Here is a 19641-nt window from a genome sequence, read left to right as displayed (position 1 = left end):
TCACTCTTCAATATCGTCTAATTCTTCTTCCATATGATTCGATTGCTTTGCAAGCAAGAATCCAGAAACAGCAGCCGCAATAATAGACGCCACTAGTACGCCGAATCGTGCCTCGCCCGAAAGATCCGCGTCGCTATAAGAAAGCGAAGCTATTAACAAAGACACAGTAAAACCAATTCCGCACGCGCATGCTGTAGGAAAAAGATCGCGAACGCGCAAATCGTCTGGAACGCGCAAGCCCATAACTTTCTTAGCAATCCAAGCAGTAATCATAATTCCAAGAGGCTTTCCAACAACTAGCGCAATCGTAATCGCAATTAATATTGGAGACAAGAACAGCTGCCAAGTCAAAGTTTCAAAATGAACTCCAGTTGCAAAAAGTGCAAAAATTGGAAGCGCAAACAAAGAAGACAAAGGCTGAATTTTTTGACGATACCTTTCAGCTCTAAGCGACTTTTCGCCGTGAACAAGATGCGCAGGAGTTAGCAAACCAACCATTACGCCTGCAAGAGTAGGGTGAACGCCAGCTTGATACATCATAACCCACGCAAGCAAGCCAACAAGCGCCACAACAGGCCATGGAACGCGCTTTAATCGCACAAGCATAGTCCACACTAATCCGCATAAAACAACGCCTACAAACCAATACCACGCGTTAAGCGAAGAGAAGAATAATGCGATTAATGCAATTCCAAGAAGATCGTCGACTGTAGCCAAAGTCATTAAAAATGCGCGCAATGCTTTAGGAAGCGTTTTAGCAAAAAGAGCAAGAACCGCTAGCGAGAACGCTATATCTGTTGCTGTAGGAATAGCCCAACCAGAGCGAACCATATCTAAAGACGGAAGCGCTCCAGAAGTAAGTCGCATAATCTCTTGACCAGCGTGCAACTCCGAGAATATTGTAACAGTTCCAACAAAAAGAATCGGCGGAACAATCATGCCGCCAACCGCGCAAATCATTGGCATTGCTGCCGCGCGCGGGTCTCTAAGAGATCCTGCAATAAGCTCGTGCTTTAAGTCTAAACCAACTGTAAGGAAGAAAATAGTTAGCACACCGTCTTGAACCCAGTGGCTAATCGACATGTGAATGTTGGTGTATGGAATTCCGATTTGCGTGTGAGAAACAGCTTCAAAAATAGGCGACGCAAATGGCAAATTTGCAAGCATTAATCCAGCTAAAGCGAATCCGAGCATAATCAACCCAGACGTACGCTCATTATTGGCTATTTTGCATGCCACTTTCCACGCGCGCTTTAACATGCTGAATTATCTCCTATAAGTTCTAAGTTAAGTTTTAAGTTTAGAATGCTTGTGCAAAATACGTTACATGCACTAGGACTTACAAGTATATAAGATACGTATCGAAATATAACAAAAACGCCACTCCGATTAGAAGTGACGTTTCAAATTGTGGAGCTAGGGGGATTCGAACCCCCGACCCCCTCCATGCCATGGAGATGCGCTACCAGCTGCGCCATAGCCCCGTTTTAGTCGTATAGCTCAAACGAACCTTTGATAGAATACAACAGATTTTGCTACCAACCAAACTCGGCGTGTCGTATGCAGCGGTTTTTAGCGCTATTCCTATTCGCTGCCGACTACTCACGCCGCCTATTCTCAACTGCCAGATTGCTGCGAGCCAGATTCGCCTTGTTGCGAAGCAGATCCTCCACTCACTCCGTTAGTCGAAGTCGAAGGCGAAGACGGCGAAGAATCGCCAGAAACCGAGGAATCACCTTTAGACCCGCGCGCACCAGAATACGCTCCAGAAACGCCAGAATCCTCAGAGCTTTGATCGCCAGAATCTGCCTTAGACCCATTTGAATCTAAAGAAGAAGAGGAAGACCCTTCGTGAGTCTTTTTATCTTGCTTTTCGCTAGGATTCTTGCTCGAAGAATTTTCACCGTCTTTACTATCTTTGCTGTCTTTACTATCTTTCTCATTTTGCGCATCTTGAGAGTCTTTTTGCACATCTTTAGAGTTCTTATCTTGATTTTGAACGCCATTATTTTGGCCATTTTGCCGCATTTGATTATTTGGATTCTGGCCATTATTCTGCTCGGTATTCTGGCCAGAATGCACTAAATTATCTGTACCCTTTCCTTGAGTAAACAGAAGCACAATGCCAGCAGTAAGAAGAACAGCCGCGAGCGCGCTCAAAATAGCAATAACAATCGTAAGCTTCTTATACTTCGCTTCACTATTTGCGTAATAGCTACCGCCACCTAATTCGCGTTTAGCATCGTTAAGAGTAAGAATCGAGTCTTCGTCTCCTTCCGAAAGCGCATTATCTTCTTCTTTTAGTTTTCTTAAGGAAGACAATTCCATAACACTCGTGCTTTCGGCACTAAGTGCTGGCGCCTTACCCAATTTTGCGTTTTGTGAGTTTGAAGAATCGCCATCTAGTGAAGAATCGCCAGCAAAATTTGCATTATTTGCATTAGAAGCCATTGCAACAACTCTTCTAGCTTGTTTTTCTTTGCTCGAATCAATCATATTATTGTAAACTTCGTATTCTTTAGGCATATCATCCTCTAATGCAATAAAACGCGCATTATTTACCACTTTAGTGTCATCTTCTTCATAGCGGCTTGAACCTGACTTTAGCGCAGAAGAAGACTGTATCTTTTTAGAAGACGCGTGAATAACATTTTGATAAAGTTGCGATGCTACAGCAGACACAATCGAACCTATTGCAACGCCAATAACAGACCCCGCAATACCAATTTTTGACGAAAGCAAAAACGCCGTCACAGCTGCAAGAGAGCCAGCTAGAACTTGCGTAAATGATATTCCCTTAAAGAAGTTCTTCACAAGCACACCTTAAAAATCGTTATCTACTACTATTCACTAAGCAATATGCACCAATTAGTAATCACCAAAAATATTCGCTAATTAGTATTCAAATTGACTACTACTTAGATTGTAGATGCTGGCGCAGATGCCACTTTTGCTTTAGATTTATAAGCGCTCTGCTTTTTTCTTGCTTTTATAAGCTCAATATGCTCTGCCAAACTTGCAAGCAAAATCGCAGCAAAAATCAACGCAAATCCAACAAAAGCCATGCTTGTTACTCGCTCATTGTAAAGAATGCTAGAAAATAGCAATGTAAACAAGCATTCTGTGCACATAATCACAGAAGCATTAGCTGTAGAAAGATAAATCAGCGTGTAGTTTTGAATAATTTGCGCAAGAACAGTTACTATCACTATAAGATAGAACATGTTTGTAAACGTAATCCAATTATCTTCTGCACTAAAGTTAGGCAAAGGCTCGCTTACTGCAGCTCCAAACAAAAATAGAACTCCAGAAACACTAAACTGGCCGAATGTTAAAGCAACGGGATTGTATTGTCTAGAATAATACGCTAAATATGTTAAGTTAAACGCAAAAACAGCAGCACAAATAAGAGTTAAAATATCTCCGTGAGAAAGCGTAAGAACAAGAGAGCCTGGCTTTAATGCAACGAATCCAACGCCAACAACGCATGTTAAAGCAGCAATAATTCCTAAAAGCGTTGGCTTTTTTCTAATAATCATCCACGCGGAAAATGGCGCTATAACGCAGTAGGCTGCTGTAAGAAAAGCGCTTCTGCCTGGATCAATCCACCTTAATCCTTCTGTTTGCGTAACTAAAGATGCGTAGTACGTAACGCCCGTTAAAAGAGAAGGAATTATTAGCTTTTTAGTAAAATTTTTGCGAATCGTCTTAAAGAAGACTACGCCCATTATTATGCACGCTCCAAGCATGCGAACTCCCATAAGCCATTGCGGTGGGAATACCTCTAGAGCGTATTTAGACGAGACGTAGCTTCCGCCCCAAATCGCGGCACATAAGAGCAACATGATTCGCGCGATGTTTACGTTAATTCGATTATTCTGCCTTGGTTGAACCGCGCTATTTATTTCACTCATGTCACTCCCCTCATTATTGCAAACAACAAGTCTATAGCATTAAATTTTTCTTTAAGTTAGCTAAATTGCCTTATAAACTTTATAGAATAGCCACAAAAACAAGAAAAGTACAACCCATTGGCGTTCCTTCGGAAAATTTACTACTTTATTGCGAAATCAGCACTTGATAGCACGCTATTGCCTTAAGATTTACACCAAAGATTTATGCGCTCCGACCTACCTTTTCGCTTAGAGCTACAAAATCGCGAGTCTTGTAGTGCGATTGTATGACGACACGCCGTATTTTAGGTACAATCGCACTACATATTCGTTAGATTTGTCTCGCTGGTGAGACAAATGTTACGTTTTTTGGCTTAAATCCGTTACATTTGCATCATTGATGAGACATTTGTTACGTTTTTAGCTGTAAAAACGTAACAAATGTATTACGCGCACTACAAATATAACGCAACTACTATTATCCCTGTGTTGAGCAACACAAAGCGGAACTCTTAGCATTATACAATTAGTGATTTATGTCACAAGTTTAGGTGTATTTGCAAAAACTTGCCGATTTTTAAGCCTTTATATGCACGATTGCGCGTAATCTTAAAAGTGATTGAAACATAATCGCATGATTGCGCGATTGCACAATAATCAGTTGAAGAAAGGACTCAACATGGCAACTCTTAGTGAAGATATGAAGACTTTTATTGAAAACAATTTGGCTTGGATTGCAACGATTAGCAAAGATGGCGAGCTTGATCTTGGCCCAAAGATGTCGATGTTTGTTCTAGACGATAATCACCTTGCTTACCACGAGCGCACTGCAGGTCAGCATTTTAAGAACTTGCAAGACGGCAGCCAGCTTGTTGTTGCTGTTGCAAATTTGGCAGAAAAGAAGGGCTATCGCTTCCGCGGAACAGTTACACTTCACACAGATGACGCGATTTACAACGAGCAGGTTCGCGTTGCAGAAGAAAAAGGCACAAAGAAGCCTGCTGCTGTTCCTGTTATGGAAATCACTGAAATTCAGGATTTGACTTCTGGAGCTAATGCTGGAAAGACGATTGCTAAAGATTAGTCAATTGGTCGATTAGCTGATTAGCGAATTGCTAAAGATTAATCAAAATACTAATTTTTAGCAAAAATCTAACAAAACGCCGAATAAATTATGACCATTCTATGACGCGTTTTAGAATAGCGAGTGGCGTTCTTCTTCAAAGGCGAAGATGAACACCACTCACTTTTTATTTGATTATTTTATTTACTTAAATTTTTACTTAAATTATTTAATTGTCACTAATTTACTTGCTTTCTTTACGCAATGCTTGCAATCTAGCGTTCATTTCTTCCGCTTTCTTCTTCTCGAAGTAATAAATTATTGCAGCAATTGCAATCGGGAAAACAACAGTGAACGAAATCCATCCGCAAATCACAGCTGGCTCATCTTTGAATGAAATCCATCCAACAATCACAGACACAATAAATTGAATAGCAATTGGTGGAACTAGTGCAAAAACGAATTTTGCAAGATTTGACATACGCTCATTCGACCAAAAAATAGCGAATACTCCATAGCCTATGCCAATAACAAACGACGCTACAGCATAAGATGCGATTCTGTTTCCAACTGCGGTATTTGCTAACAAGCTTGACACAAAACTAATTGCAGTAAAAATAGTGCACGCTATGCCAATGCCTTTAACAATGTTTTTTACCATTGTTTTGCCTATTGTTGTAACTTGCTTTTCCATAATAATCGTTTCCTTTTTAAGTATTAAAAAATTAGTATTAAAAATTAGTAATAAAAAATACGCTTAAAACTACATTCCTAAGCGCTTTTTGAAGCCTGCTAAGCATCTGCGACTAATCCACTCAACGCTTCCGTCGTCCATTTTTACGCTCATACTTCCGCCGAATCCTGGATCAACTCGAACAATGCGATTTAAGTTCACGATTGCGGATTTAGATATGCGCACAAACGACGCGAATTGCGGATTATCAAAATCCATTAGGCGCTTGTAAGACACGCACTCGCCTTTATCACTGTGAATGATTACACGCGAATTTTCTACGCAAATCATAATCACATCCGGCTCGTGCATAACAATAATCGAATCATTAATATAACCATATATGAATGAATTATTGTTGCTATTTGCCGCATTCGCAGTATTATTTTCGGCAATCGCAGTATTATTTTCAGCATTGCTTGATTTTGCATCTTTAGAATCAATGCTTTGCAAGCTGGCTATAATGCGTTTAAGGTTATCGTCAATATTGTGAACTGACAATTGAGCGCATTGCTCTTCTTCTGGCGGCACAATAGCAATCGTTACTTTCATCAAGCCTCCCTTCCGTATACTACCGTTAGATTTTGCTAGCTTTGCTAACTTTTATTAGCATTTGCTAGCTTTCTGTTTTGTAATTTTGACTATACGGCACTGTAAATAGTCTGTCTTTACAAAATCGCTAAACGGTAGTTTTCGAAATATAAGCGGTAAAAAGGAGAGATTACGCAGATTAAGCTGCTCCCCAAATGCGAATAAGACGCTGGCTTGTAGGGTCTGCTGCAGGACCTTGATCGTAAGCATCCAAACGCCAATGAATCGAGCCATCTGAATTTTGGCTTGGAATTAAGCGCGCCCAACGGCCGTTTCCCATTCCGCCAATCGTCTTATAAGAAGAATCTACCTTGTCTAATCCAAGAAGCTTATGAACAGTTTGAGAAAGGCAAGATCCGTGCGAGAACACTAGTAAATCGCGGTCTGAGCCAGTTTTGCGCGCCCAATCTTCTACAGCTTTCGCCGCGCGCTCGCCAACTTCTTGCTTAGTTTCTGCACCGTGATTAAGCTCTCCACCTTCGCCTTTTACCCAAGCATTAAAATCTTCTGGCCATTTTTCGCTAATTTGCTGGCGATTAAGGCCTTCCCACTCGCCAAAAAAGCGCTCGCGCACGCCATCTTCAACATGAACATTAAGACCAATCTTATCTGCAAAAGCGTGAGCCGTTTGTTGTGCGCGAATAAGCGGCGAAACAATGGCAACAAAACTAGCGTCCGCTTCTTCTGGAGTAATGCGCACGTGCTCCTCGCTATTTGGATTCTTTGGGTCTTCTAAGTCGGAAGCTCCAAAAAGCACTCGCAAAGCCTTGCCAGAGCGAGTCACCTGGTCTATCCCCGACTCATCTAAAGCAATATCAATCATGCCTTGAAGTCTAAATTGTGCATTATAAGGCGTCTGACCATGGCGAACAAGCATTACAGAACGCGCAATGCCCTCGTGAGCGCTGTTTTTATTGGCATTATGCGCAATTTGCGTTGCGCTTTCAACAAAATCCACCATTATCTTGCGCTACCTTTCAGACTCTTGATTATCGCCATTTTGCGCATCATCGACATAATCGCCATCATCTGAATCATCGCCATCATCGCCATCCGCATCGCTCTCGCTATGCTCTGGAAGTTGCAAATCAATTACAGGGCAATCATTCCACAAACGCTCAAGGCGATAAAACTCGCGCGCTTCCTCGTGCATAATATGAATCACAAAGTCGCCAAAATCAAGCAAAACCCACTGTGCTAGTTCCAAGCCTTCTCTAGATATTGGCTTGCGCTTGTTGTCTTTTAAGTACAAGTCTTTTTCGATTTCTTCACTAACAGCTAAGACTTGACGCTCGTTAGATGCAGAAACAATCAGCATGGCGTCTGTAATTCCAAGCAGATTGCTAACGTCAAAAGCCTGGCAATTAGTGGCTTTTAACCTATCGGCTGCAGACGCAGCAATCCTAATCGCGTTAACAGAGCTTTCTAAAGCCGCCATATGTTTCTCCTTAACTATCGAACTAGCAAACTATCGAACTATCGAACTAGCGCCCCCAAGCTGGCTTCCAGCCTTCTACAACGTGCTGCGTATTTTCCGAATACACCATGGAATCCGCTGGAACATCGTGACGCACAACAGATCCTGCACCCGTTGTAACTCCATCTCCAACAGTAACTGGAGCTACAAACAGGTTTCCTGCACCAACATGCGCGTTAGAGCCAATAGTCGTATGGTTTTTATGCACGCCATCGTAGTTTGCTGTAATCGTGCCACCGCCAATATTCGTGTGCTCTCCCAAATCAGCGTCGCCCATATAGCTCAAATGCGGAACCTTAGTGCCGTTTCCAATATGTGCTTTCTTCATTTCCACAAACGCGCCAGCTTTACTCTCCTCGCCAAGCACATTTCCTGGTCGCAAGTACGTCCACGGACCAATGTTTGCAGCGCGGCAAATATGCGATTCTTGCACACGCGAGCGCTCCACAACCGCGTCTTCGTCAACTTGCGCATCAATAAGCGTAGTGTACGGTCCTACAACAGCGCCGCTTTTAACAGTTGTATGCCCTTGCAAGAAGCAGCCTGGAAGAACCGTAACATCTTCTTGCAAAACAACATCGTCTTCAATCCACGTGTTTTCTGGGTCTAGAATCGTTACGCCTTCAAGCATCCACTTTTCGCAAACGCGCTTGTTGTATGCTTTTGCAAGCGCAGCTAACTGAACGCGCGTATTCACGCCTTCTACACTCAACGAATCTGCTGCCGCCATTGCTCCAACTCGTCCCATTGTGCGAGCGTGCTCTAGCGCATCCGTTAAGTAAAACTCGCCTTGAGCGTTCTTGGAGTTAAGGTTGGATATTGCGTCTGTAAGCACTTCCGCATCGAACACGTACACAGACGTATTAACTTCCTTAATCGCAAGCTCTCCTGCATTGGCATCTTTGTGTTCTACAATTCGCAAAACATCACCATTTGCTTCTCGCACAATTCGCCCGTAGTCAGTGGCGTCGTCTAAAACAGCGGTTAAAACAGTTGCCACATTGCCTTGATTATTGTGAAAATCGATTAATGATTGCAATGTTTGCGTGTCTAAAAGTGGCATATCGCTTGCTGCGATTAACACAGCCCCTTTAAGCGCATTACCGCATTCTTGTTTTGAAGCCTCGTTAAGGTCATGCATTGCGCATTGCACAGCCCTACCCGTTCCAGGCTTATCATCCTGGTTCACAATCCGCACAGCATTGTCGTAGCTTTGCGCAGCTGCCGACACTCGTTTCGCTTGAGCGTGCACTACAACAGCAAGCTCCCCTGGGTTTACGCCTGCCATTGCGTTCATTACGCGATTTAGGAATGTTTTTCCAGCAAACTTATGCAATACTTTCGGCGTTGTTGAACGCATGCGCGTCCCATCACCTGCTGCCAGAATTATTGATGCTGCTACACTAGCATTTTCCATTACACTATGATTTTCCACAAGTGCTCCTTATTTTGCATAATACGTGACAAACATTTTTCACATAACACAAGAGCAAAGCAAAGTGCCCCCGACGCGATTCGAACGCGCAACCAACGGATTAGAAGGCCGTTGCTCTATCCATTGAGCTACAGAGGCGCAAGTTGCAATTATACCAAAATTCTTACATCAACACACCCAGTCTTAAAGAATTTGCAAATTAATATTTCTGTTTTTATTCTGTTTTGATTTATATTTATTTATTTTTATTTTACTTTGGGTTTTTGGCGCGCGGTTGCTGGCGATTTTTCCGCGCGGTTGCAACTCGCTTTCTTACGCGCAACACGCGGTATATTTGATTACTCTGCAAAATGTGGTATAGTCATCAAGTCGCGTTAAAACGCGGATAATTTAAGATGCCCCTGTATCCCAATTGGTAGAGGAAACAGCCTCAAAATCTGTGCAGTGTGAGTTCGAGTCTCACCGGGGGCACGTGCACAACGCCGCTTACATGCTAAGCGGCGTTTTTGTTATCTTTCCCCATCACTCTCGCGCGATTTTGCACAACACACCAAACAACACACATAATCCTTGCAGTCGCTTTCATTCCTGCGTTTGTTCCCTTTTTGGCTCAAATGGTAAACAAACGCGGGAATCGACGACTTTGAGTTTAAATCGTAGCGTGAGAAATCACATGATTCGCGCTAAACAAAAACGCGCACCCAAAAGGATGCGCGTTTAGAAAACTAACGATTAGCTAGCAATCAGCTAGCGATTAGCTAGCGATTAATCGCAAGCACCAACGGTGTGAACGTAAATAGAGTCGGTACGACCAGCCTGGCGCTCACCCTGAGCAGTGCTCAAAACAACAATCTTGTCGCCGTCTTCAACCTTACCAGCTTCACGAAGAACCTTGTCTGTAAAGATCATAAGATCATGACGGTTCATATCGTGGTAGTCCTCGCTAATCAAGAAGCCTTCAGTGCCCCAGCTCAAAGCCAACCAGCGATAAGTGTGCTCATTGTTGGTCAAGCCGTAGATTGGAGCAGCTGGACGCTCGCGAGAAATGCGATGAACGGTACGACCAGTTTGCGTGTAAGCAACAATCGCCTTAGCGTTGAGCTTGTCTGCCAAGTCAACAGCTGCAGAAGAAACTGCACCCGTGCTAGACATGTCAAGCTCCACAGATGGAATGCGATCGTAACCGTTTTCAGTAGCGTATTGAGAAATACGAGACATGGTCTGAACGGTAACTGCTGGATACTTGCCGACTGCAGTCTCGTTAGAGGTCATAGTTGCATCAGCGCCGTCAAGAACAGCGTTAGCACAATCAGAAGCCTCTGCACGAGTTGGAACTGGAGAGTTAACCATAGATCCAAGAACTTCGGTAGCAACGATTACCGGCTTTGCATATTGGCGAGAAAGCTCAATGCAGCGCTTGGTAACGAGTGGAACCTGCTCAAGTGGCATCTCCACTGCCATATCTCCACGAGCAACCATAATGCCATCGAAGGTCTTAACAATCTCTTCCAAGTTTGCAACAGCCTGCGGCTTCTCAATCTTTGCAACGATTGGAATGCGGCGGCCTTCTTCGTCCATGATTTCGTGAGCACGATCAATATCGGTAGCAAAACGCACAAACGACATTGCAATAATGTCTGCACCCGTGCGAATAGCCCAACGAAGATCAGACTCATCCTTTTCAGTCAATGCTGGAAGAGAAACGGCAACGCCTGGAAGGTTAATGCCCTTGTGGCTAGAAACTGGGCCAGCAACAACAACCTTAGTGTGTACGTCGTTGCCTTCTACCTTGGTAACCTCAAGACGAACCTTGCCGTCATCAATCAAAATTGGATCGCCTGCGTGGCAATCTCCTGGCAAACCCTTGAAGGTTGTGGAAGTGCGATGCTCATCACCCTCAATATCGTCTGTTGTAATAACGAACTCTTGGCCCTCTTCCAAATAAACCTTGTCTTCGCCGTCAGCGTTCTTCTTGAACCAACCGCAACGAATCTTTGGACCTTGCAAATCAACAAGAGCAGCAACATTACGACCAGTGGTCTTTGAAGCTTCGCGCAAATTGTTGTAAACGCGCAAATGATCTTCAGGAGTGCCATGCGAACGGTTTAAGCGAGCAACATCCATTCCAGCTTCAACAAGCTTGGTAATGCCCTCTAACGATTCGGTAGCTGGTCCAATAGTATCAACAATTTTGGCTTTTCTCATAATGCCTGCCTGTTTCCTTTGTTTATTTTTAAATGGGAAAATACCCACTTTCCGAGTAATAGTGTACCAGCAAATTGTGACCTATAGGCAAAACTCGCACTTATTTATTTACTACGATTAAACATGACTAACTTGTGACAAACTTACGACTAGCTTGCAACTAGCTGCGCTCACTGATTAATCACTCTTAACTTGCGATTAGTCACGCTAACTTATCAATCATTTTCTTTCAGGGCAATCTTTCAGCGCAAGTTCTATAAGCTTATCCGTGTAATCAGCCATAAATAACGGAATATTCAACATATCATCGTCTAGTTTTAGATTATTCAGCGAGAATCGTATACGTAATTTCGCTTGATTAGGGAATAGTTCTTTAAACTTTTTCAAACTTCTACTGTTAATATTTGCTTCAGATTTAACCTCAACAGGGAAAATATCATTTTCTCGTTGAATAAGAAAATCCACTTCATAAGGCGGATTCGTTTGAGACCAGTATCTAGGCATAACTTCAAATTGAGTAAGTAACGCCTGCAAAACATAATTTTCTGTTAAAGCACCCTTAAACTCAGTAAATAGCCTATTGCCTTCCGCAAATGCAGTCGGAGCAAGTTGTGCTAATCGCCTTAACAAACCAACATCTGCCAGATAAATCTTAAAAGCAGATACATCATCATAAGCAGCAATAGGTAAATTCGGCGCAGTATTTCTATAAATTTTATACACCAATTGTGCCGACACCAACCATTGCAAAGCGTCTTCATATTCTCTTGCTCGCGCACCATTTTTAACAACTTTATACAAGAATTTTTTGTTTTCACGCGCCAGTTGAGATGGAATAGAATTCCAAATCATTGATATTTTAGGAAACTCGCTAACATTAGGATGTTTCGCAAAATCTCGTTCATAAGCTGTTATAATCTCAAACAATGTTTCTTGCATTGCGTTTACATCTCGTGCTTTAGCCCACATTAAAACTGACTCAGGCATTCCCCCTGTAACATAATACATTTTTAATTTCTCGTATAGCGGATTAAAAAATGCGTCTGGAATCGGCTCTATTTTATCGATTTGTTCAATAAACTTCGCTAGATTTTCATCTCCATTAGCAAGTAAAAACTCTGTGAAATTCATTGGGTTTATTTGCATAAAATTAACTTTTCCAACTGGGAATGAAGATGGTTTGGCAAGCGTTATTCCAAGCAATGATCCAGCGCAAGCAACATGATATTGCGGAGCGTTTTCACAAAAATATTTCATCGAGTTTATTACTTCTGGGCAGTCCTGAACCTCGTCAAATATGATAAGCGTGTTTTCTGGTTCGATTTTTTGGCCACTTGCAAGCATTAGGTTTTGTAAAATTCGCTCCACATTTTTAGTGGTTTCAAAGAATTGCTTATATTCTTTGTTTTCATCGAAGTTAAAATAAGCAATATTTTTGTAGTAAAGCTTACCAAATTCTTTTAGTATCCAAGTTTTACCAACTTGACGTACTCCTTTTAATATCAATGGTTTACGGTACGGCGAGTTCTTCCATGCTAAAAGTTTGCTCATAATCAGCCTTTTCATGTTTACTCACCTTTCACTTGACGTTACGCTATTAGATATTTCAACCGCATTAGTGCGTTGCTGTTTTTACGCGTGATTGTTCTGCTACGTTATTATTTTGCAACAATTCTGCGGTTATTCTGTTATATTTTGCGTTATCTTTTATCGTGTATCACATTATTATACATAATTTAGTGCATTTAATCACATTATTATACATATTTTGGTGTTTTTTATCACATTATTATACGATTATACGCATTGATACGCATTACGCATTAAGTAGCGCTCGCATAAAACATGAAAATACACACAACAAAAGAATTGCTGCACACACTAAATATTTTGGCCTTTATGACTTGACGACATGTATTTCACACACCGCGCTTTCCAATCGTCCTCACTAAAGCAAACTCAAGCTAGCATTAAAATCAGATTTTTCTAGCAATTCTTGCACATCTTAATATTTTGCAGCCATCTTCACACTCCTTCAGGTTTACCAATACGCCTAATTTCCATCCAACAAAAAATACCTAAACCAACAACGGAAAGCTATAATCTGAATAGTAGTTAAACTTTTGCTTTCATTTGCTTGCATATGCTTGCAACTATTTTGTAAAATAAACGCATAAAGGATGCAAGCACAATGACAAACACGAACGCTGTATATGCAAGAATCGATACAAATCTTAAAGAAAACGCTGAAAGCATATTGAGCCAACTTGTAATAACACCATCTTCAGCAATCCAAATGCTTTACAGCCAGATTGTTTTACAAAAAGGCATGCCATTTGAACTCCGCTTGCCAACTAATAAGCCTACTGCTTTAGGCAGCTTAACAAGAGCCGAGTTGGATAAAGAATTACAAAAAGGCATCGACTCTATTTCAACTGGCAAACAATACAGTGCAGATGAAGTAGACCAATTCTTCGCTAAAGAATACGGAGTATGAGCAAATCATACAGAATCATTTATTCTCCACAAGCGTTCCTTGATCTTACAGAGCTATACGAATACATTCGTTTTACATTATAAGTTCTAAGAATAGCTGAAAAACAAGTCAACCGCATTAAGCATGCTATACGTTCTCTTGAGACTATGCCTATGCGATATACACTTGTTAAGTGGGAGCCGTGGTGTTCTAAAGGAATACACAGAGTTCCCATAGATAACTACACAGTTTTTTACCAAGTAGACGAAAATAAAACTACAGTTACTGTTATCCGTATCTTCTACTCAGGCAGAAATATTGAAAACATTGCTAACGACTCAAACAACTAATGCGCGATTTGCGCAAGAATTGGGGCGAACAAAGTAGCGTAATTTTGAACGTTACGAGATGCACACCCAGCTTTAACCCCTCAACATTAATACAACACTCTCCACGTGGATTGATTGTTCAACGAGTAACCTATAACCCATCTGCTGTATAGGGCAATCATAGAACAGTCATCCCCCTGAAAATCGGTATGTCGAGCCGACACAAGCGTTGGGTTGCCTTATTGCTTGTATAGGAAAATACTATAAAAGAATATCCTTTAATGCATTGCTCATCAATTCCTGACGTTTCTCCATAAACTCTTCAAAATTTGAAAGTTCATAAGAAATATCACACGGAATGTACTTAGCATTTTCACTATTTTCAGTAATCTTCAACCAATCAACGAGTGGTGTCGCATTCTTGGATTCATTCTCTCTACCTTCCAACAATTGAAGGTTTGCTAATGTGTTCCTTCTTCTACGCCAATCTTCTTTAGTATCATCATCAATCACTGTTCCGTCCGGCAATATCAAACCATCAATTTTGCTTTCTTCAAATCCCGTATACGGATGCATATGATCTTGATGAAATCCCTTCTGACTATATTTCAAATTTGGATACAGAAGAGATAACAACATAAATGTATAGGCACCAATCTCATATGTGTCAAACATTGCATCAATCTCATCCGCAGTATATCTAAGAGTTCTGCCACCTGTGAATCTAATCCCATTTAGATTTTTCATACTAAATGAATTAGATGGCGCAGCCTTCAATGCCTCTCTTATGCTTGTCAGCGCAGAGTTTGATGCGGTGCCAAAAATCTGTCTTACCTGTGCGATTACAATATATTTTCTTAATTCAGCTTTACTGCTTGAATCGAAATCACCACCTTTGTATCTGTAGTAAACCATAGGAGAAACAGCCACATAAGAAATCATGTTTTCTGAATTAAATCCGAACTCATTTAACAAATCAACTGTATCCTTGATGGCTTTTCGGATTGCAGCCCAGTTTTGTTTTATTTTTAATACACTGTCTTTTTTGAATGTTTCTACTTTTAATGCTACGGACATATCTAAAAGATACAAACAAGTTCGCATTATAAAGTCATTAGAGAATTTGAATCCTTCGCCTTTCTTATTTATTTCAGAAAGCAACTTATCAATTTCATCCCTTGCCTTATCCCAATGAGAAACAATAGTAGAGAATAACAAGTCACTCTTTGAAAGAACGGTTCCACCAGAATTTACTCTAACGAAAATATCTAATACGCTGTCAATCGAATCTTTTTCTACCTCAAAGTAGTTGATAATTTCATCAGTAACAAGTCTTGTATGTAAAAGCGAAATGTTCTTTGTTGCAACTTTATCTGTTGCCCAGCCATTTGGAATGATAACTTCTGTTAATAAATCTTCAGCTGAATACTTAAGAATATCTTTTACTAAATACCATATCTTATTGTCCTTATTCTTTGCGGCTTCTTCTGCTGTTAAAAATCTGAAATCGTAAGAAATGTCCTCATCATCAGTTTTTTCACTGTGCAAATCAAAGTACAGTTCTTTCTTCGGAAATGCATCATCATTCTTCCATCTTTTGTTTGGAAGTTTTCTGCTCATACTTCCTTGCAAAGCTATGTATAGAGAAGTCAATCTCTGCTGGCCATCCAAAACAGCCCAGATCGTTTCATCTCCACTACCAAACGGGAACGGCTGCGGTGCAGCCGGATTCTTACACATATCTCGCTCATGGTAATCTTTTATAAATTCATACATTGAATACTCTTTTTGGTTCACAATAGTTTTCTTAACTTTCCAAAAAAGAAAAGTTCCAATAGGATATCCAAGCATGATAGAATCCATTAATCTTGTGATCTGTGAATCTCCCCACACATATTTTCTTTGAATAGCAGGAAGATAGAATCTTCTACTATTTACATCATCTATTATTGCTCTAATACTTTTCTTTTCGTATGCCATGATTTCTCTCACTCATTACTTGTTTTTATCATTTCTCCACCCGGGAAGATAAATGATTGCTCAAAGGTAACCTTCATAACATCATCTATCTGTTTCAACTCCTCAAGAGTAACTGTATCTCGTTTCAGTTTCTTACCAAAGTTCTGCGAAGTCTGCCCTATCCGTCTGGCAAGTTCCGAAACGCTTATATTTTTTTATTACATAATTCTTTAATCATATCAAATGTCTTCATCGTTATCCTCTATGTCTAAAACACACCTAAACTTATTACGCTATAAACTATTTGGTTGATAAATTCAATCCTGGCATAATTCCACCATATAAATTTTCTATAAATGACAAAAACACCATGTATTGCTGCAAGGTGTCCGTTCTCATCTTTGGTGTATCCCAAGAACCAGTTGTGATTGACATGAATCTCGCAGTTCTGATATCTGAACTGAATACCCATCTTAACATTCTTTGAAAGCTACTCCGATTCCTGCCATGCAAGAGAGGCCATAATCATAAGCAACACATCACCTTTAGATTCCATCGCATTGATGAGCCGCCACTAATTAAACCTTTTAACGTTTAGCACTTACAACCACATTTCTAAACATAGCCAATCGTCATATCAATATCTCGCCAATCGTCGGAACAAAAACTCGCCAATCGTCGTACTAATATCCCACCAATTCGCAAGGAAAACTATGAAACATCGCACTTACGCTTGCACATTAAACCTTTTATCAATAAAAAAGCTGTAGATTTAAAAATGTGTTATTTTATTTCTTAAACAATTCTGAATGCGTACCAAGCCTATATAACATCAAAACAAGAACTTCATTCTTAATTTCATATACTAAAAGCCAATCTGGTTCAATATGACATTCTCTTGTTCCGCTATATTTTCCAGTCAGAGAATGATCGCAATATTTAGCTTCTAGCACGCCACCATTGGCTAAAACATTAATTACTTCTGAAAGATTATCCGTATTTTTATTTTGTTTCTTAGCTAATTTAAGATCTTTTTTGAATTGATTCGTGAATTTTACTTCGTATTTCATAAATCAAGAGCCGCCTTAAGATCTTCCATATTCCTATAACCCTTTACACTAGGATCAGATGCAATTCGTCTACCCTCCTCAATAGCAGCAATCGTTGTATCATTTGGAACCTCTAATTTAAGAGAAAATGGAATCCCGTTCTCACGAATAGTTGTTCGCAAAAACATGTTAATTGCTGTTGTCATATTGAGACCGAGTTCTGAAAAAATCTTATCAGCTTGTTCTTTAATTCCCTTATCTGTTCTGATATTTAAATTCGTAGTAGTCACAACAATACCTCCATCTTCTTTTACTATACGCAAATATTCGTTTATATTCAACATATTATCATTACATTGTATATAATTCAGACCAACTAAAGTAATATAACTGAATAGGAATTGCAAACGCAAACAACAAAGCGCAAGAAACAATAAGGCAATCTAAAAGAACAAGGCGAGCACCGTTTAACCAGTGCCCGCCTTAATTTATTTATGACTTACACAATAATGCAAACTAGCGCAAATGCTTAGCACTATTGAGATTTATGACAGCGCAAGAAGCCACAAATAAACCAAACACAATAGAGACGAAGGATGCAAGAGTTACTCCAGAGGCATCCGCACCACTATTTGGCAGCACTCCAGAAGAGCGCGTGCCAGCAGTCCGCGACTTAGCAGAACCGCTTCTGTTTGCGAGACCGTTTGACGAGCCATTGGCAGCTGCACCATTTGCAGCACCATCTGCCGAGCCGTTCGCAGCACCGTCTAACGTTCTATTGTTATTTACGCTGCCGCCTCCAACATTCAATTCAGGATTATCGCTTGAATCTGGTTCAACACTTCCGCTGTCATTGTTGTCGTCATTATCGCCACCATCATCGCTGCCTGTATTCTTCGTAAAGATGGCATACACAGTCAAATCACTATCAACAGTCGTTGTGCCAGTAAATGCTTTACCTTTACCATCCGAGCTTGTATTCCACTCTTTGAAAGTATAACCATCCTTCGTTGGATTCTTAGGCATAGACTGGCCAGTCAAGGCATCCGTATCAATAGCCTTACCAGTTTCCACCTTTACCGTTTGAGTCTTATCGCCGTTCTTGAAAGTAACTGTATTGCGAATCTGCTTCCACTCGGCAGTAAACACGGTATTAGCATTCAAAGTATAAGTATCACCTGGATTGTAAGTGTTACCAGCAGCATCCGCCCAGTTTAAGAACTGATAATCTTCGCGCGTAGGCGCAGGCAATATATTAATATTCTTGCCTTGCTGTACTGCTTCACTTTTCTTGGCTGTACCATCACTAAAGGTGCCGCCATTAGCATTAAATGTATATCTTGCATTCCATTGTGCGCGAAGTAAAAATACACCATCATATAATGGGTCTAAAGTAGTATCATTGTATGTCTGCCAATCACGGTTACAATCCGAAAATAGCGAATTATTATCCCAATAGTAGCGTTTGCCTACAATGTTACGCTGTCGGTAAGCTTCAATATCAGGAAGCTCGGTATACCATCCCCCAAATTCCAAATCTTTTTTTGTTGGGTTAGCTGGGAAATCAACCGTATTATCTTTTTTTACAGTTTTTATGATTGTGCCCGACTCACTGCCAATATTTCCGCCCTTAGGATCGAATTTCACATTCATTTTTCCAAACGAAATTCTAACAACCATAGGGTCATTATCTTTGTCGAGGTGATATTTGACTGTGAATTTAGAATAACCGCTTGCTTGAGAAATATATTCATGATCCGCATTATAAGAAAGATTATAACCGTCAAGAATGCTATTAGTATCAATCGTTATTGTTAATTTTTGTCCTATCGCAAAATTGCCAACAAAACGCTGAAAGTTAGATTGCAGCTCTTTCTTGACATCAATTTTATTTCCATTTTCATCTTCGACAGTTATCGGAAGATTTTCCCACATATTTTCAATGTTCTTGGCGACTTGATTTTTAGCACCTGGATGTATGTAACCATCTCCAGATTTTAAAACAATATCCATATCAAGTGAAAGCGGATATTTCTTAACTTCTGTAGTTGTTTTGCTATCAGCTTGTGCATTCACAACCCCTGCAAAAAGTCCAATCGCAGTTATAAAAGCAACTATTAAACTAATAACTTTATTTATTATTTTATTATTCATTTTATTCCCAACCAAATTAATGATTATAGTAATAATAATTTTTTATTAAATTCAAAAATTTATATAGCGCAAATATAGGTTTATAGGCCAAAAATTATGTGCGAATTCAAAATAAATAGTGTATAGAGTGGTGAAAATTGTAAAAAATTATGTTACAAAAAAGACAAAATCACGCTGTCTGTCTGTCTGTCTGTCTGAGCATGCTCTCTCTCAATCCTTTTGTCAAGTATTTTTTCAAAAAAATAAAATAAATTTATTTTTTCACATTAACAAAATT

Annotated in this window: 17 protein-coding genes, 3 tRNA genes and 1 pseudogene; 4 read left to right on the top strand and 17 right to left on the bottom strand. The window is 40.3% G+C overall.

Features of this window, described 5'->3' with window-relative positions:
• The 4 genes from NYP67_RS03550 to NYP67_RS03535 form a co-directional block, all read right to left on the bottom strand.
• Window positions 1-1260 carry a Na+/H+ antiporter NhaA gene (locus NYP67_RS03550; protein WP_115761834.1) on the bottom strand — a complete coding sequence of 420 codons (1260 nt, stop codon included), beginning with the start codon at window positions 1258-1260 and terminating at the stop codon, window positions 1-3.
• 151 nt (window positions 1261-1411) lie between these two features.
• A tRNA-Ala gene (locus tag NYP67_RS03545) sits at window positions 1412-1484 on the bottom strand.
• Between the two features lie 133 nt (window positions 1485-1617).
• Window positions 1618-2814 (bottom strand): hypothetical protein, encoded by a 1197-nt coding sequence (locus NYP67_RS03540; protein ID WP_115761833.1) that lies wholly within the window; start codon window positions 2812-2814, stop codon window positions 1618-1620.
• A gap of 104 nt (window positions 2815-2918) precedes the next feature.
• A complete protein-coding gene (locus NYP67_RS03535) occupies window positions 2919-3914 on the bottom strand; it encodes a DMT family transporter (protein ID WP_018619060.1) in 996 nt (331 codons plus the stop codon).
• A 658-nt stretch (window positions 3915-4572) separates the two neighbouring features.
• Between NYP67_RS03535 and NYP67_RS03530 the strand changes: the two genes are divergently transcribed.
• The gene (locus NYP67_RS03530) at window positions 4573-4977 is read left to right on the top strand and encodes a pyridoxamine 5'-phosphate oxidase family protein (protein ID WP_004130565.1); all 405 of its coding nucleotides are present in this window, start codon (window positions 4573-4575) and stop codon (window positions 4975-4977) included.
• Between the two features lie 223 nt (window positions 4978-5200).
• On the opposite strand, the gene NYP67_RS03525 is transcribed toward NYP67_RS03530, so the two are convergent.
• The 6 genes from NYP67_RS03525 to NYP67_RS03500 form a co-directional block, all read right to left on the bottom strand.
• Window positions 5201-5650, bottom strand: a complete 450-nt coding sequence (locus NYP67_RS03525; protein ID WP_060785514.1) for a DUF3021 family protein — start codon at window positions 5648-5650, stop codon at window positions 5201-5203.
• A gap of 69 nt (window positions 5651-5719) precedes the next feature.
• On the bottom strand, window positions 5720-6241 hold the full coding sequence (locus NYP67_RS03520; protein ID WP_060785515.1) for a LytTR family DNA-binding domain-containing protein: 522 nt from the start codon (window positions 6239-6241) through the stop codon (window positions 5720-5722).
• Window positions 6242-6419: 178 nt separating this feature from the next.
• The gene (locus tag NYP67_RS03515) at window positions 6420-7241 is read right to left on the bottom strand and encodes a histidine phosphatase family protein (protein ID WP_415694904.1); all 822 of its coding nucleotides are present in this window, start codon (window positions 7239-7241) and stop codon (window positions 6420-6422) included.
• Window positions 7242-7250: 9 nt separating this feature from the next.
• Window positions 7251-7718, bottom strand: coding sequence for a ribosome silencing factor (rsfS, locus tag NYP67_RS03510; RefSeq protein WP_115757174.1), 468 nt, complete (start codon window positions 7716-7718; stop codon window positions 7251-7253).
• A 46-nt stretch (window positions 7719-7764) separates the two neighbouring features.
• The gene (glmU, locus tag NYP67_RS03505) at window positions 7765-9174 is read right to left on the bottom strand and encodes a bifunctional UDP-N-acetylglucosamine diphosphorylase/glucosamine-1-phosphate N-acetyltransferase GlmU (RefSeq protein ID WP_415694908.1); all 1410 of its coding nucleotides are present in this window, start codon (window positions 9172-9174) and stop codon (window positions 7765-7767) included.
• Between the two features lie 83 nt (window positions 9175-9257).
• Window positions 9258-9330 (bottom strand) — tRNA-Arg (locus tag NYP67_RS03500).
• Window positions 9331-9589: 259 nt separating this feature from the next.
• Here NYP67_RS03500 and NYP67_RS03495 point away from each other — a divergent pair.
• Window positions 9590-9663: transfer RNA gene (locus NYP67_RS03495), tRNA-Leu, on the top strand.
• Window positions 9664-9957: 294 nt separating this feature from the next.
• On the opposite strand, the gene pyk is transcribed toward NYP67_RS03495, so the two are convergent.
• Both pyk and NYP67_RS03485 read right to left on the bottom strand, forming a co-directional pair.
• The gene (gene pyk / locus NYP67_RS03490; RefSeq protein ID WP_032815411.1) at window positions 9958-11397 is read right to left on the bottom strand and encodes a pyruvate kinase; all 1440 of its coding nucleotides are present in this window, start codon (window positions 11395-11397) and stop codon (window positions 9958-9960) included.
• 219 nt (window positions 11398-11616) lie between these two features.
• Window positions 11617-12963 (bottom strand): ATP-binding protein, encoded by a 1347-nt coding sequence (locus NYP67_RS03485; RefSeq protein ID WP_115757176.1) that lies wholly within the window; start codon window positions 12961-12963, stop codon window positions 11617-11619.
• A 625-nt stretch (window positions 12964-13588) separates the two neighbouring features.
• Here NYP67_RS03485 and NYP67_RS03480 point away from each other — a divergent pair.
• Together NYP67_RS03480 and NYP67_RS03475 are read left to right on the top strand one after the other, a co-directional pair.
• A complete protein-coding gene (locus NYP67_RS03480; protein ID WP_102705022.1) occupies window positions 13589-13894 on the top strand; it encodes a type II toxin-antitoxin system RelB/DinJ family antitoxin in 306 nt (101 codons plus the stop codon).
• Window positions 13891-14223 (top strand): annotated as a pseudogene (locus NYP67_RS03475) (type II toxin-antitoxin system RelE/ParE family toxin). Before NYP67_RS03480 ends, NYP67_RS03475 begins: the two are co-directional and overlap by 4 nt.
• Before the next feature lie 240 nt (window positions 14224-14463).
• On the opposite strand, the gene NYP67_RS03470 reads toward NYP67_RS03475, so the two are convergent.
• The 5 genes from NYP67_RS03470 to NYP67_RS03450 all read right to left on the bottom strand — a co-directional run bounded on the left by NYP67_RS03470 (window position 14464) and on the right by NYP67_RS03450 (window position 19364).
• Entirely contained in the window at window positions 14464-16182 is a 1719-nt protein-coding gene (locus NYP67_RS03470; RefSeq protein WP_115757178.1) for a DUF262 domain-containing protein, read from the bottom strand.
• A gap of 8 nt (window positions 16183-16190) precedes the next feature.
• Window positions 16191-16370: a helix-turn-helix domain-containing protein gene (locus NYP67_RS03465; protein WP_430886666.1), complete on the bottom strand. Its 180-nt coding sequence runs from the start codon at window positions 16368-16370 to the stop codon at window positions 16191-16193.
• Between the two features lie 579 nt (window positions 16371-16949).
• On the bottom strand, window positions 16950-17231 hold the full coding sequence (locus NYP67_RS03460; protein ID WP_004130542.1) for a type II toxin-antitoxin system YafQ family toxin: 282 nt from the start codon (window positions 17229-17231) through the stop codon (window positions 16950-16952).
• On the bottom strand, window positions 17228-17554 hold the full coding sequence (locus NYP67_RS03455; protein ID WP_004130540.1) for a type II toxin-antitoxin system RelB/DinJ family antitoxin: 327 nt from the start codon (window positions 17552-17554) through the stop codon (window positions 17228-17230). Before NYP67_RS03455 ends, NYP67_RS03460 begins: the two co-directional genes overlap by 4 nt.
• 172 nt (window positions 17555-17726) lie before the next feature.
• Window positions 17727-19364, bottom strand: coding sequence for an InlB B-repeat-containing protein (locus NYP67_RS03450; protein ID WP_004130538.1), 1638 nt, complete (start codon window positions 19362-19364; stop codon window positions 17727-17729).
• Window positions 19365-19641 lie beyond the last annotated feature (277 nt).

The organism is Gardnerella sp. c23Ub_4, from assembly GCF_055804115.1.
This window is presented reverse-complemented; position numbering and strand designations above follow the sequence as displayed.

Coding starts and splice junctions, on each gene's coding strand:
- NYP67_RS03550 (WP_115761834.1), bottom strand. CDS start 1,260: ATGTTAAAGCGCGCGTGGAAAGTGGCATGCAAAATAGCCAATAATGAG.
- NYP67_RS03535 (WP_018619060.1), bottom strand. CDS start 3,914: ATGAGTGAAATAAATAGCGCGGTTCAACCAAGGCAGAATAATCGAATT.
- NYP67_RS03530 (WP_004130565.1), top strand. CDS start 4,573: ATGGCAACTCTTAGTGAAGATATGAAGACTTTTATTGAAAACAATTTG.
- NYP67_RS03525 (WP_060785514.1), bottom strand. CDS start 5,650: ATGGAAAAGCAAGTTACAACAATAGGCAAAACAATGGTAAAAAACATT.
- NYP67_RS03520 (WP_060785515.1), bottom strand. CDS start 6,241: ATGAAAGTAACGATTGCTATTGTGCCGCCAGAAGAAGAGCAATGCGCT.
- NYP67_RS03515 (WP_415694904.1), bottom strand. CDS start 7,241: ATGGTGGATTTTGTTGAAAGCGCAACGCAAATTGCGCATAATGCCAAT.
- rsfS (WP_115757174.1), bottom strand. CDS start 7,718: ATGGCGGCTTTAGAAAGCTCTGTTAACGCGATTAGGATTGCTGCGTCT.
- glmU (WP_415694908.1), bottom strand. CDS start 9,174: ATGGAAAATGCTAGTGTAGCAGCATCAATAATTCTGGCAGCAGGTGAT.
- pyk (WP_032815411.1), bottom strand. CDS start 11,397: ATGAGAAAAGCCAAAATTGTTGATACTATTGGACCAGCTACCGAATCG.
- NYP67_RS03485 (WP_115757176.1), bottom strand. CDS start 12,963: ATGAAAAGGCTGATTATGAGCAAACTTTTAGCATGGAAGAACTCGCCG.
- NYP67_RS03480 (WP_102705022.1), top strand. CDS start 13,589: ATGACAAACACGAACGCTGTATATGCAAGAATCGATACAAATCTTAAA.
- NYP67_RS03470 (WP_115757178.1), bottom strand. CDS start 16,182: ATGGCATACGAAAAGAAAAGTATTAGAGCAATAATAGATGATGTAAAT.
- NYP67_RS03460 (WP_004130542.1), bottom strand. CDS start 17,231: ATGAAATACGAAGTAAAATTCACGAATCAATTCAAAAAAGATCTTAAA.
- NYP67_RS03455 (WP_004130540.1), bottom strand. CDS start 17,554: ATGTTGAATATAAACGAATATTTGCGTATAGTAAAAGAAGATGGAGGT.
- NYP67_RS03450 (WP_004130538.1), bottom strand. CDS start 19,364: ATGAATAATAAAATAATAAATAAAGTTATTAGTTTAATAGTTGCTTTT.